Origin of the sequence: Paenibacillus phoenicis (genome assembly GCF_034718895.1) — a bacterium.
GTDB lineage: Bacteria > Bacillota > Bacilli > Paenibacillales > Paenibacillaceae > Fontibacillus > Fontibacillus phoenicis.
Genome location: NZ_JAYERP010000001.1, coordinates 2,321,672 through 2,335,488, shown reverse-complemented (window position 1 = coordinate 2,335,488; position 13,817 = coordinate 2,321,672). Strand labels below are relative to the sequence as shown.

The 13,817-nt window shown below is 53.6% G+C and carries 11 protein-coding genes; 10 read left to right on the top strand and 1 reads right to left on the bottom strand.

From position 1 onward, the window contains the following. Window positions 1-101: 101 nt before the first annotated feature. Together U9M73_RS10960 and U9M73_RS10955 are read left to right on the top strand one after the other, a co-directional pair. Window positions 102-3,143 (top strand): glycoside hydrolase family 2 TIM barrel-domain containing protein, encoded by a 3,042-nt coding sequence (locus U9M73_RS10960; RefSeq protein ID WP_323077292.1) that lies wholly within the window; start codon window positions 102-104, stop codon window positions 3,141-3,143. A 297-nt stretch (window positions 3,144-3,440) separates the two neighbouring features. Further along, window positions 3,441-3,608, top strand: a complete 168-nt coding sequence (locus U9M73_RS10955) for a hypothetical protein (RefSeq protein WP_323077291.1) — start codon at window positions 3,441-3,443, stop codon at window positions 3,606-3,608. A 98-nt stretch (window positions 3,609-3,706) separates the two neighbouring features. Here the strand turns inward: U9M73_RS10955 and U9M73_RS10950 are convergent, their stop codons facing one another. Next, window positions 3,707-4,612: an IS1595 family transposase gene (locus U9M73_RS10950; protein ID WP_323077290.1), complete on the bottom strand. Its 906-nt coding sequence runs from the start codon at window positions 4,610-4,612 to the stop codon at window positions 3,707-3,709. Between the two features lie 451 nt (window positions 4,613-5,063). Here U9M73_RS10950 and U9M73_RS10945 point away from each other — a divergent pair, with 451 nt between their 5' ends. The 8 genes from U9M73_RS10945 (at window position 5,064) to U9M73_RS10910 (ending at window position 13,563) form a co-directional block, all read left to right on the top strand. Continuing rightward, complete coding sequence (locus U9M73_RS10945; RefSeq protein WP_009224322.1) at window positions 5,064-5,501, top strand: MarR family winged helix-turn-helix transcriptional regulator; 438 nt, start codon at window positions 5,064-5,066, stop codon at window positions 5,499-5,501. Between the two features lie 18 nt (window positions 5,502-5,519). Continuing rightward, entirely contained in the window at window positions 5,520-7,163 is a 1,644-nt protein-coding gene (locus U9M73_RS10940) for an MDR family MFS transporter (RefSeq protein WP_323077289.1), read from the top strand. Between the two features lie 261 nt (window positions 7,164-7,424). Next, the gene (locus tag U9M73_RS10935) at window positions 7,425-8,597 is read left to right on the top strand and encodes a serine hydrolase domain-containing protein (protein WP_323077288.1); all 1,173 of its coding nucleotides are present in this window, start codon (window positions 7,425-7,427) and stop codon (window positions 8,595-8,597) included. 79 nt (window positions 8,598-8,676) lie between these two features. Next, entirely contained in the window at window positions 8,677-9,636 is a 960-nt protein-coding gene (locus U9M73_RS10930) for a GNAT family N-acetyltransferase (protein WP_323077287.1), read from the top strand. Between the two features lie 79 nt (window positions 9,637-9,715). Further along, entirely contained in the window at window positions 9,716-11,008 is a 1,293-nt protein-coding gene (locus U9M73_RS10925) for an ABC transporter substrate-binding protein (RefSeq protein ID WP_009224318.1), read from the top strand. A 12-nt stretch (window positions 11,009-11,020) separates the two neighbouring features. Next, window positions 11,021-11,923, top strand: coding sequence for a carbohydrate ABC transporter permease (locus tag U9M73_RS10920; protein ID WP_198136173.1), 903 nt, complete (start codon window positions 11,021-11,023; stop codon window positions 11,921-11,923). Further along, complete coding sequence (locus tag U9M73_RS10915; RefSeq protein WP_009224316.1) at window positions 11,923-12,798, top strand: carbohydrate ABC transporter permease; 876 nt, start codon at window positions 11,923-11,925, stop codon at window positions 12,796-12,798. Before U9M73_RS10920 ends, U9M73_RS10915 begins: the two co-directional genes overlap by 1 nt. A gap of 57 nt (window positions 12,799-12,855) precedes the next feature. Further along, window positions 12,856-13,563 (top strand): PIG-L deacetylase family protein, encoded by a 708-nt coding sequence (locus U9M73_RS10910; protein ID WP_028540032.1) that lies wholly within the window; start codon window positions 12,856-12,858, stop codon window positions 13,561-13,563. The last annotated feature ends 254 nt before the right edge of the window (window positions 13,564-13,817 follow it).

Here is a 13,817-nt window from a genome sequence, read left to right as displayed (position 1 = left end):
AATTTGTCCATTTTGTCTGGTGGTTTGTCCGATTTGTGGCTTCCGCCCGATTATATCCCACCTCTATAATGAGAGCAAATCGTTTGGGGAGTGTGAATTAGGTGGAACTGAACCGTGAATGGGAAAATTTATCGTGTCTGCACATCGGCCGGCTGCCGGCCCGCGCCTCCTATATTCCGTATGGGAGCGTCGAGACAGCCCGAACGGGAAAACGCGGGCGCTCACCGCATTATCAAACGTTAAACGGAAGCTGGAAATTCCGCTATCATCGCAGCGTTCGCGAGGTAGACAACCATTTCTTTGAGACGGATACGGATGTGAGCGCTTGGGACGATCTGATCGTGCCTTCCTGCTGGCAAACGAACGGCTATGATCAGTTACATTATACGAACGTCAACTATCCGATTCCTTACGATCCGCCGTTTGTGCCGGACGACAATCCTGCGGGTACATATGTAAGGGATTTCAATTTGCCTGAAGCGTGGATGAAGAGGCAGACGCGGATCGTATTTGAAGGGGTGAACGCTTGCTTTTACTTGTGGGTGAACGGTCATTTCGTTGGTTACAGCCAAGGCAGCCGGATTCCGGCGGAGTTTGATCTCACGCCGTTTGTAGCTGCAGGCCGCAACCGTCTCGCCGTGCTGGTGTTGAAATGGTGCGCCGGCACTTATTTGGAGGACCAGGATGTCTGGCGGTTTTCCGGAATTTATCGCGATGTCTATTTACTGTCCCGAGATAATACACACATCCGTGACGTGTTTAATCAACCGCTGCTGCCTTCCGACCTATCCGAAGGCAAGCTGCGGTCGGAGATCGAAACGACGGGCAGCCTGACGGTGCAAGCGGAATTGCGGGATCCGGCGGGCAAGCTGATCGGACGTCATGAGGCACAAATCGACGGCAAAGGGGCGATTGAGCTGGACGTGCCGCAGCCACAGCTGTGGAACGCTGAGCAACCCCGGCTGTACGAGCTGGTTTTGACAGCCGGTCAAGAAGTGCTGCGCTTTCGGGTCGGCTTCAAAAAGGTGGAGATCACAGGCGGCATCTTCCGCATCAACGGCCGCGCCGTGAAGCTGAAAGGGGTTAACCGCCACGATTCCCATCCGGAGCTGGGGCAGACGATTCCGGTGAACCATATGATTACAGACCTCAAGCTCATGAAGCGGCATAACATTAACACGATCCGGACCTCGCATTATCCGAATGACCCGAAGTTTCTCGATCTCTGTGATGAATACGGGTTTTACATCATTGATGAAGCGGATCTGGAGTGCCATGGCGTGACCAGAACGGGCGAGCTCGAAGCGGGTGTCTTCCATAAGCTGTCGAACAACCCGGATTGGAAGGAAGCGTTCGTGGAACGGGCTGTTCGCATGGTCGAGCGGGACAAAAACCACGCCTCCGTCATCATCTGGTCCATGGGTAATGAATCCGGATATGGGGCCAACCATATAGCCATGGCGGAGTGGACGAAAGCGCGGGATGCCTCACGTCCGGTGCATTACGAAGGAGCGGATCCCCGGTATTACAGCGATTCGGATACGTCCTGCCTTGATATGGACAGCCGCATGTACCCCTCGGTAAAGGAGATCGAGCGGTATGCGCTCGATGAGAACAGTTCCAAACCGCTGTTCCTCTGCGAGTATAGCCATGCCATGGGTAACGGACCGGGCGATTTGCAGGATTACTGGAACGTGATTTATCGCTATCCGAAGCTGATGGGCGGCTGTGTCTGGGAATGGTGCGATCACGGCATTGCCGCGGAGACGCCGGACGGACAACGTTATTATGCGTATGGCGGCGATTTCGGTGATCAGCCAAACGACGGGAACTTCTGTATCGACGGCTTGGTCTTCCCGGATCGCCGGCCGCACACTGGGCTGCTGGAATTAAAGCAGGTTATTGCGCCGGTGCTGATCGAGGCGGAGGATGCGGTTCAAGGCCGGTTCCGCGTGCTGAACCGTTATGATTTTAGCAGCCTGTCACATCTGGCGGTCAGTTGGAAGCTGGAGCGGGAAGGAGAAGTGCTGCAGCAAGGGCGGTCAGGCCCGCTAGCCGCCGCACCGGGTGAGACGGAGATTCTCTCTCTTCCCTATGATCTGACGCTGGCGCAGGAGGGGTCGGGACCGCTCACCTTAACCTGCTCGGTCCGGCAGCAGCTGGACACACCTTGGGCGGAGGAAGGGTACGAAATCGCCTTTTATCAATTTGAATTGCCGGGGGCCAAGGCAGCGTTGGCCCAAGAGCAACGGCAAAGTGAAGAATACGCTACCTTTATGACGGCGGATGAACAGGACGGCTTGCTCACGGTGCGTGGGTTTGATTTCGAGCATGTCTTTGACCTGAAGAAAGGGATGCCGAAGCAGGTGTCGAAGCACGGCGTACCGTTGCTCGCTAGTCAGGCCCGGTTTAACATCTGGCGGGCCCCGATGGATAACGATATGCACATCCGCAAGGAATGGGAAGCGGCAGGACTCGACCATGCCGCGATGAAGGTGTACGGGAGTCACTGGGAGCAAAAGCCGGACGCTTCGGTCGAAATCATCGTCGACTTCTCGCTCGCCAGCTACACCTTCGAACCGTTCGTGCGCGGCAGCGCCGTATGGACGGTTGGGGTCACGGGCGAGATCCAACTGAAGGTTCATGCCGAAGCGCGCGAGAATCTTCCTTTCTTACCGCGCTTTGGTCTCGAGCTGACGATGCCGAAGGGGACCGAGGAGATCGAATATTACGGCTACGGTCCGCATGAGAGCTACATCGACAAACGGGCGAGTGTACGGAAAGGCAAGTATTTGCTGTCGGTGGACGACATGTTCGAGAACTACGTCATGCCGCAGGAAACCGGTTCTCGCTACGGTACGGATTGGGCAATCGCATCCACCATTCAAGGCATGGGACTGAAATTCACAGCGGCACAGCCGTTCTCGTTCCAGGCTTTGCATTACACCGCCGAGGACCTGACGGCAGCGCAACATACGTACGAACTCAAGCGCCGCCCCGAAACGATCGTCACGCTCGATTACCAAATGAGCGGCGCCGGTTCCGGCTCCTGCGGCCCGCAGCTGGCAGAGCCTTACCGTTTTGCCGAGAAGTCGTTCGATTTCGAGTTGACGATCCAGCCGGTATTTAAGGAAGAAGAATAGGGACTGGATCAGTCGTAGTAAAGAACCGTTCCCTGGCCTAGTGGCTGGGTGAGCGGTTTTTTACGGTTACGGGGGTAGGTCGTCTATCCGATCCCCCCTTTTGAAGGATTATCCCGTTGCATCAGGTGTTGAAGAAAGAGAAAGAGTAACAGTAAGCAAAAATTGAAAGAGTAAAGAAAGAGTAATACAAACGGAAGTAGAAACATAAACAGAAACAGAATTAGAAACAGAATTAGAAGTAAAGATAGACATAGACATAGACATAGACATAGACACAGACACAGGCAAGATATAGACATGGACATGGACATGGATATGGATATAGATATAGATATAGGCATAGGCATAAATGTATGCATAGTTATAGATATTGTTGAAGGTGCAGATGTAGATATTGATGTGGTTGCATATTTGGATATGTATTTGGTAATAGAAATTGGTATAGATTATATACATGTATCATGAATATATATTACAATACATATCCAAATACAGATTCGAGCACATATTTTAATATAGATTTGAATACAGATTTATCCCTTGCCTGTTGTTCAGCCCTTGCATTAAGCTGCAGCTGCAATGGACGGGTTCTGGTGATGTGCGATTAACTGGCGGTAAGGGATCGCTGGAATGGACAGGCACATCTGCAGCAGGTCCTGGCGCATTTCTTCCTCGGAAAAGGTCATGCGCAGGTAACGGCGGACGGTGTACTCATTCAAATACGCCTGCAAATGCGTTATCCCCAAGGCAACATACGTGCGTCTGATAGAGTCCCTCGCTTCTCTCACAACTCTCCGTAGGGGCAGATACATCCGATGAACGAAAGGGAACCACCGCTTGGTTGAGGTATGGACGTCTACATGCTTGTTGATGAACTCCGCGAGATCGCGCCGGGTAGCCCATTGCTCGCCTCCTCTTTTATGCGGTATCAGTTGGATCTTCACTCGCTCGGGCTCACCAGACTCCGTGACCGTGCAGCCGGCGACGACTGCGGTGGCATAAGGTTGAGAAGCTGGATGAAAGCGGTTGGTGTCCGTCCCATACTGATCGCGGTTCACCTTTACCTCTCCAGAGAGCAGTTCCCGGGCATCACATTCACCGAGGGTATGGCGGATTTTGTGCAGCATGAGCCAAGCGGTCTTGTAGGTAACTTGGATTACCTGACTCAACCGCAGCGCCGAGATGCCGTCGGGAAGCAGAAACAGCTCCATGGCTTGGAACCACTTCACCAAAGGCAGATGGGTTCTTTCAAAAATGGTGCCGACCAAAGGCGAGGCTTGATAGCCGCATCTTCTGCACTCAAACAAAGGAAGTCGTCGGGAGGACAGGCGGGTGCATTCGGTATAAGCGCAGCGCGGGCAAACAAATCCGTTTGGCCACTTCATAGCGATGATCGCCTCGATGCAGTCGGCTTCACTTTGAAAACGGCTACTGATAGATTGAAGCTCTGCATTCGTATAAAAACCCATGCCCGATCCCTCCAATTTAAATCCCTCTAACTCAACGAATATGAACATATGTTCCCTTTGTTATCATTATACCAAACACCTGTTCGTAAATCAAGAAAAATATTCCAACTCTCCATCTTGTTCTATCTACTCTAAAAAGGTTGGATGAATTCATCTCCTATAAAGGTCGGATGATTTAATCACCTATTTCTGAACGAAAGGGATAATGGTGTAAAAGAGGCTCGAAAAAAGGGGATAAGGGGGAAAAGGAGCGGGAAGCCCGCATTGAGCAGCAAAAGTGGAGGGGGATAACCAGGGCCGCATTTTCCGCTGTCAAAAAGTTCGTTGAGCCGGGTGCTTGACGGGGGATTTATTAAGGAGTATATTATTAACCGCTGAAATATTTAAGTAGTAAATTAATTAAATTGTTAAATTAATCGAACGGCTCAAGGCAGGAAGGAGGAGAGAAACGTTGGTGAAAAAAGAAGAGCTGTTCGAAGTCACCTCGATGTTTCGAACGCTGTTCAAGGCGATCACGCAGGAGTGGAACAAACGCGGGGGTGAGTTTAACCTTAGTTTTCCGCAATATAAAATGCTCTACATGCTGCACACCTCCGGTACGCATACCGTATCGCAGATCGCAGAGAGCTTGGGGATTACCTCGGCAGCAATCACGGGAATTACGGACCGGCTGGTTACGGAGGGGTATGTGAACCGCGAACGCGGGGAGAACGACCGCCGGGTTGTAAACATCTCGATTACCGATCGGGGGAGGGAAATCATCAACCAGATCACCGAACGGCAGAAGGAGATGCTCGAGGGGATTTTTGATCAGCTGCATGAGGAAGATTTACAGCATTTGCGGCGAATTCTTGGCGTGGTGCTTGCAAATATAGAAAATAAATCATAACGGAGATGGAGAAACTACATGGAACATTTATCACTTAAACGCAAAGTTTCGATCATGATCGCTATCATGGCCGCGATGTTCTTCGCCGCCATCAACCAGACGATCGTGAGCACAGCCATGCCGCGAATTATTTCGATTCTGGACGGCATGGACTATTATACTTGGACGATCAATATTTACTTGCTGACGTCCACAATTGCTACCGTCCTGGTCGGCAAGCTGTCCGATATGTACGGGCGGAAGCCGTTCCTGTTGATTGGGATTCTGCTGTTTATGGTGGGCGCTTTTATGACGGGGACGTCTTCGGACGTGTTCCAGTTCATCGCTTACCGGGGGATTCAAGGGATCGGCGCCGGGATTATCCAGTCGACGGCCTTTACGGCTGTAGGTGACTTGTTCCCGCCGCGGGAGCGCGGGAAATGGATGGGTCTGATGACCGCGATTTTTGGCTTTTCGAGCGTACTTGGCCCAACCTTGGGCGGTTACCTCGTCGATCACATGGATTGGCACTGGCTGTTCTGGATCTTCCTGCCGCTGGGCATCGTAGCATTTATCATGATTTTGTCGCTATTTCCAAAGATGGAACGCGGCAGATCTCAAAGTATCGACTATGTAGGCTCGTTGTTTATGACGACAACAATTGTGCCGCTGCTGTTGGCCTTCTCTTGGGCGGGAACGACCTACGCTTGGGGTTCGACGCAAATCATCGGTTTGCTGGTGGCCACAGTCGTGTCTGGTTTGATCTTCGTGTTCGTGGAATCGAAGGCGAAAAATCCGATTTTGCCGCTGCACTTGTTTAAAAACGATGTGGTGACGATTTCGAATATTATCGGTTTTATTATGAACTTCGGAATGATGGGCGCCCTGATTTACTTGTCGTTCTTCGTACAGGGCGTGTTGGGCATTTCGCCGACTTATGCCGGCTACGTTACGATGCCGATGTCTATCGTCATGGTTGTCGCGAGCGCCATCACTGGTCAGTTAATCGCCAAGAAAGGGAAATACAAACAGTTTGCCTTGTTTGGTATTCCGATCATGATCGCAGGGATGGTCATCATGATCTTCATGAACAGCGTACCGGTTGCCATTCTTAGTATGATCGTATTTGGTTTAGGCTTGGGTGTCGGGATGCCGGTATTCTCGCTGGCCACGCAAAATGCCGTGCCGCATAAAGAGCTTGGCGTTGTTACTGCATCGACGCAGCTGTTCCGTAACCTTGGCGGTACGATTGGGATCGCCGTGATGGGGACGGTCATGTCCAACAACTTGACGAAAAACCTGAAAGAGGCGCTGCAATCCTCGTCTGCACCGGATATGAGCCAGATGGATCCGCAATTGGTTCAGCGAATGACGGCCTTCGCTAATCCGCAGACGTTGATGAACAAGCCGCTGCTGGAGCAAACGCAAGCAAGTTTGCCGGCTGATGCACAGCCGCTGTTTGCACAGATGATCCAAGGCATCCGTGATGCCTTGGGAACTACGTTGTCTACCGTATTCTTTACAGGTACGTTGGTGTTGGTTGTGGCCTTCGTGCTGGTCTTCTTCCTTCGTGAGCTGCCGCTTCGGTCCACGAACCAGGAACCAACACCCCAAACTGCCAAGGAAGGCGGCGAGGAAGGTGCGGTGCAAGCGGCAAAAGCCTCGGCTCCGCATCAAGCTTAAGTCAGAAGTCCTCTATGTAAGTTTTAGCTGTTTCAGCAAGCCAGAGTTATCGCATTTCGGATGCGAAGACTCTGGCTTTTTGCGTTAAGTTGATGTGAGAAAAACGTGGCGAAAATTGTTGATTTAACAGAAGTATTGGACAATTTTGCGGAATTAAATTTCAAAATATATTTTCTTATTGAAATAAAATTTCAACGTCTTTATAATTGCCCTAAGAGCAAAACTATCAGCTGATTTAAGTAAGGCCAAGGAGGGTTGCAGATGAGCGAAGTGAATTGGCTCGAGGCTGCGGAAGCGGCGGAAGCGATGGGACTGGACCCGGATCGAGTTCCGTGGATCGGGAATACGCTGCGCGAAGCGGTGAGCGCAGGGGAGATTCCCGGCGGAGTTGCGGTCGTGTCCCGGCGCGGCAGGCGAATTCGCTTCGCCTGCGGTAACGCCGTGGACGACGACACCGGGAAGACGCCGGTCTCGTTTGAGACGATCTTCGACTGCGCCTCGCTGACGAAGATCGTGGTGACGCTGCCGCTGACCTTGCTGCAGGCCGAACGCGGGCAGCTGCGGCTGGATGATCCGGCAGCGTTGTACTTGCCGTCCCTGGCCGCCGCGGAAGCGAAGCGGCGGTCAGGGACGGGGGTAGAGCAGATGACGCTCCGGCATCTGCTCACGCATACGGCGGGCCTGGCACCATTCTACGATCTGCACTCCTACGGCTTCAGCCGGGGGGAGATTGTGGATTTCATTTGCCAGGCTCCGCCGGAGGCAGCCCCGGGCGCTAGGGTGGTGTATAGCGACCTGGGCTATATTTTGCTTGGCGAGATCATCGCCAAGGTGGCGGGACGCCCGCTGCCGGAGCTGGCGTCAGCGGAGCTGTTCTCGCCGCTGGGCCTCGCGTCCAGCGGCTACCTCACGGCGCCGGCGCCGGAGTTGCGCCGGCGTCTCGCCTCGACCGCCGAGCCCGGCACGGCGGTCGGCTCGGGCCCCGCGGGCGTTCCCGTCGTCGTCCACGACGAGAACGCCCGGGCCCTGGCCGGCGTCAGCGGGCACGCCGGCCTGTTTGCCACCGCGGACGATTTGGCATCGTACGCGGAGCTGTGGCTCGGCCGCGGCTACAGTGCCGCCGCCGGCCGGCGGGTGCTCTCGGCCGCGGCGGTGGAAGCCGCGACGCGGCCGTGCACGGACGGCGTGCCGGGCGGCCGCCGCGGCCTCGGCTGGGTGCTGCGCGGCGACCCGTTTGACGCCGCCGGCGACCTGCTCTCCCCGGTGGCCTACGGCCACACCGGGTTCACCGGCACCAGCCTCTATATCGATCCCCAAAGGGAGCTGGCCTGCGTCCTGCTGACCAATCGCGTCCATTACGGGAGGGATCGATCCGTAGCCGGCTTGCGCGCCAAGTTCCACAACACAGCTGCCGCAGCGATTGCCGATGCATAGCAGCTGTGGCAACAGGGCCAGTTGGCCGCGAAGAAGTTGTTCAACAAGTTCAACGATAGAGAACAGGAGGAGATCCATCATGGGACAAATCGCAACCCGGGGGTACCGGCCTGGCGACGAAGCGAAGCTGGTCGAGCTTTGGAACCGCGTGCTGCTCCTCGACCCGGTGACGGCGAAGCGGTTCCGGAATCTGGTGCTGCTGGACGCCAACTTTGATCCGGAAGGCCTGCGCTTCGCCTTTGACGAGACGGATCGGTTAGTCGGCTGCGTCTACGCGGTGCGGCGGCTGCTTCCGATGAGCGGCACAGAGCTGGAGCCGGAGAACGGCTGGATTCCATTTTTCTTCGTGGATCCCAAGTTCGAACGGCAGGGCGTGGGCAGCCGGCTGCTGCTTGAAGCTGAACGCTTCTTGCGCGAGCACGGCCGCACTAAGCTGTTCTTCGCTTCCTACGCTCCCAATTACATCGTGCCTGGCATTGACGCAGCAGGCTACCCGAAAGGGGCGGCATTTTTACAAAAAAACGGCTTTACCAAGCAATACTCCGCCGTTGCGATGGATTACAGCCTGGTGGGCTATGAAACTCCGGCCGAGGTCGAAGCGCTGAAGCGGCAAAGGGAGGAGGAAGGTTATACCTTTCGCACGGCACAGGATGCCGATTTGACGGAATTGATCCGCTTTAATCTGGAATTGTTTAATCCGGACTGGGCTCGGGCAATCCGTGAGGGCATTCTTCAGGGGTTGCCGCTGGAGCAAATTATGGTGGCCCGCGAGCGCGGCCGGCTTGTCGGCTTCTGCTTGTTTGGCGGGTACGAAGGAGTTCGCGAACGGTTTGGACCGTTTGGCGTTCATCCGGATCAACGCGGCCGGGGCATCGGCAAAATTCTGCTTCATCACTGCCTTCACACCATGCGTGCCCATGGGCTGCACGGAGCCTGGTTTCTCTGGACCGGCGAGCAGAGCCCGGCAGGGTATCTGTACAAACAAACAGGTTTTTCGGTTACAAGAACCTTCGACATCATGGTAAAGACCTTCGCATAAACACCTCATCCGTGCTGCGGTAAAAACAGAACAGCAACAAGCAAATACGATCCTAAGTCCTATCCTGGGAGGGAGAAGCGTGAATAAAACGTTCATTTGGCTTTTAACGATCGTCTGCGCCATTGGCATGACCGCCTGTTCTTCCGGCAACAACGCAAGTTCCTCCTCGAAAGTGACCCTCACCTTGCTTTCGCATTATACCGGTGAAAACGAGAACCTCCTCAAACCTTACATCGAACAATGGAACAAAGAAAATCCCGACATCCAAGTGAAGCTGACTCCGGTCGAATTTGACCAGCTGCTCAGCACAATGATGACCAAGCAGACAGCCGGTCAGGTGGCTGACATCGTCCATACGTACACCTTATGGGGCGGACAGTTATCCAAAAATAAGGTATTGGCCCCGGCACCTGAGGATATCGCGGCTGACATCAGAGTGAATTACCCAGAATCCGCCGTGGCTGCAGCAACGATCGACGGGCAAATCTTCGGTTATCCGACCGAGGTGCAGGCCTATGGTCTGTTTTACAACAAGCGGCTGCTGAAGGAAGCAGGCTTTGACCAGCCGCCGAAAACGTGGGATGAACTGCTGCAAATGGCTACTGCCATCGAGCAAAAAGACAAGGACGGCAAAACCACGGTACAAGGGTTCGGCTTCTTGCGAGGTTATGCCGGTAAAGTGGTACAGCCATTTATGGGGCTGCTGGCTACCGCCGGAGGCACGTTGTTAAGCGAGGATTTAAGCAAGCCGAATCTCGACAGTGAGGCTGCAAAGCAAACGATCGATCTTTATTCGAAGGTTTACGGAAGTAACGGGATCTCCGACATCGGGTTCGAGACGACCAAGGCGTTTGGCGCCGGTCAAGTGGCGATGACGATTGAGGCCGGCTGGTGGGCGGGTTCCTTGAAAACGCTCATGAAAGACAGCTTCGTCGACGTAGGTGCAGCCCCGCTGCCTTCACCGGACGGTCAAACTCAGGGCTCCTTGGCGTATACCTGGGCTTGGGGCGTAAACTCCAAGTCGAAGCATCAGGAAGCCGCCTGGAAGTTCCTCAAGTGGTTTAACTCGGTTGAGGTGAAGAATGGGATGACGCCGGAAGGAAACTTCTTGATCGAAGGCTTTAATACGGTACCAGCGCGCAAAACCGATCTCGCCTCACAAACGATCCAAGACAAGCTGGCCGCCGACCCGATCGCCAAAACGTTCTCCGATGCGCTGCAATACGCGAATCCTGAACAAAGCCCGGCCACCGCTTCGGAAATCCAGGACATTTTGTATAAGCAGATTGAAAACATGTGGGCAGGCAAAGCCACGAAGGAAGAAGTGCTCGCAAATGCCCAGAGGGATATCCAGGCGAAGCTGGGACAATAAGGGGACCGGCTGATGAGACAGAAGATGGGTTTAGCATATCGTGAAGGCTTGGTTGGTTATTTGTTCCTGACGCCGGTGTTCGTGTTTTACGCGATCTTCCTGGTGATCCCGTTTTTCTTCTCTCTGTTCCTCAGCTTTACGGAATGGGGCGGCTTCGACCTCGCGTCGATCCGGTGGGTAGGTTTGGCCAATTACCGCACATTGTTTTCAGCGAATTCGAACTTTTTGCATCCGATCTTAACCAATACGTTTACGTTTGCGTTTGGTACGGTGGCGATTTCGTTTGTCTGTGCATTGGCAGTCGCCTATTTCATCACCCGTCTGCGCTGGGAGGGACTATGGCGAACGCTGTACTTTCTGCCATCGGTCACGACGGTTGTCGCCATCGGCAACATCTGGCTGTACTTGTACAACCCGACAAATGGGTTGATCAACGAGCTGTTCACCTGGGTGGGCATCCCTCGGCAAAACTTTCTGCAAGACCCCAACACCGCGCTGACGTCGGTCATTGTCGTTGGAGGCTGGCTCGGGATCGGCAGTTCGATGCTGATCCTGTCGGCCGGGCTCAAGGCGATCCCGGAGGACTACTATGAGGCTGCGGATCTGGAAGGGGGAAGTTTGTGGAAGGTGTTTCTTGGGATCACGCTGCCGCTGCTTAAACCATCCATCACCTTCGTATTGATCACCTCGTTTATCGGCGGACTACAGTCGTTTACGCTAACCATGGTCATGACGCGCACCGGAGGTCCGGGCGATGCCACCAACGTAGCAGGTTTGGAAATGTATAAGCAGGCGTTCTCCTTTGGTAACTGGGGACTTGCCAGCGCCATGGCGTTTGTGTTGTTTGTATGCATCATGATCATTACGGCGATCCAGATGCGGTTTTTTAAACAGGGAGGGGTGGAGAGCTACTAATGCGACGGAGAAAAAAGCCTTGGGTTTCCTTTACAATCATCGTCATCGGCTCCATCGCGATGCTGTTCCCTTTCCTGGATATGATCTTTAGCTCGTTTAAGGGGCCGGCGGAGTATAACAGCCTGTACTACCGCTTTTTGCCGGAGACGTTCCAGTTTGGCAACTATAAATTGGCGTTTGAATCTCTGAACATCGCTTTGTTGTTCAAAAACAGCCTGCTCAAATCCGTCATCACCACCGTTTTGGTGCTGCTGACAAGCTCGATGGCGGCGTACGCACTCACGAAGCTGCGGTTTCGCGGACGGGATGGGATCTTTCGGTTTATTTTGTCGACGATGATGATTCCGAGCTTTCTGTTCTTTATCCCGAACTTTTATATTATGACGCATTTTCCATTGGTAGGCGGTAATGATCTCTTTGGCAACGGGGGCGTAGGCGGGATGACGACGTCGATCCTGTCCTTGATTCTCCCCTTTGCGGTTAGCGCGTACGGCATATTCCTGATGCGGCAGTTCATTATGACGATCAACAACGCGTACCTGGAAGCCGCTCGTATTGACGGTGCATCGGAGTTCCGTATTTATTTCCGGCTCATTATGCCGATGACCGGGCCTGCGTTAGCCACTCTGGCGATCTTTGAATTTATTGGGCAGTGGAACGAGTTCATTTGGGCATTGATCATTAACTCAGTAAATCCCGAGCTGGCGGTCTTGCCCGTTGGGGTGCAAATGCTGAAGGACCACCTGGATCCGACGTTGACCCAACCGCTTCTGATGGCAGGACTTGTCATCTCGACGGTGCCGATCCTCATCGTGTTTATCATTCTGCAAAAATATTACGTCCGCGGCATGATGAACTCTGGGTTGAAAGAATAGGCGTGGCGGATATTTTGATTGCCAACAATACTACAACTTGAAGGGAGATTCCGGATCATGGAAATGGATAAACCACAACATATATTGGCCATCGGCGGGCATGCCGGAGATATGGATTTAACAGCGGGGGCCGTTATCGCAAAATACGTACAGGCGGGACATAAAGCGACTTTCCTGCACTTGACGCCAGGAGAGAAGGGGCATCCCAAGCTGTCCCCGGACGATTATGCGAAGCAAAAAATCGAAGAGGCGCACAGATTCGCCGAGATCGTTGGGGCGGACGTACGGTTTCTCGCCTATAAGGATGCGGAGCTGCCGGTCGACGAAGAGGTTAAATACCAGGTTGCAGACGTGATTCGCGAAGTGAAGCCCACGCTGCTCATCACGCACTGGAAAGGCTCGATGCATAAGGATCATGCGAACACGCACTACATCGTTGAGGATGCCCGGTTCTATGCGGCGCTGAAAACGATAGAGCGGGCGCTGCCGAATCACTACTCCGGCCCGCTCTATTATACCGACAACTGGGAGGACCCGTATGACTTCCAGCCAGAGGTGTTCGTGGATATCCCGGAAGAAGCCTATGAAACCTGGGTAAAAGCGATGAACGTGTACGCCTATGCGCGCGGTGAAACGTCCGGCTTCCCCTTCATCGAATACTACAAAGCGCTGACCATTGTGCGCGGAGCACCGGTCGGGTTCAAGCGGGCCCAGGCGTTTATGGTTCCGCGCGGTGCTTTAAATAAGCGGGTGCAGTTTTTATAGTCTACATGCCGACCGGGGCCTTAGGGTCCCGGTTGTTTGTTTGCTGTGCATTTTAGTATACCTGTTGATCGCTGGCGCCCTCTTTTCAACCATTATCCCGTTTGTTCAGAATACCTGGGTTAGGGGTAAGGGGATGCTTCGTTTAGGCTGTTCTTTAGTTCATCGATTCGATCGAATGAGTGGTATCAACATCAACCTGATTCAGATACATAATGATGCAAAAACGCAGATTTAGATCATAAGGTTGCAGGAAC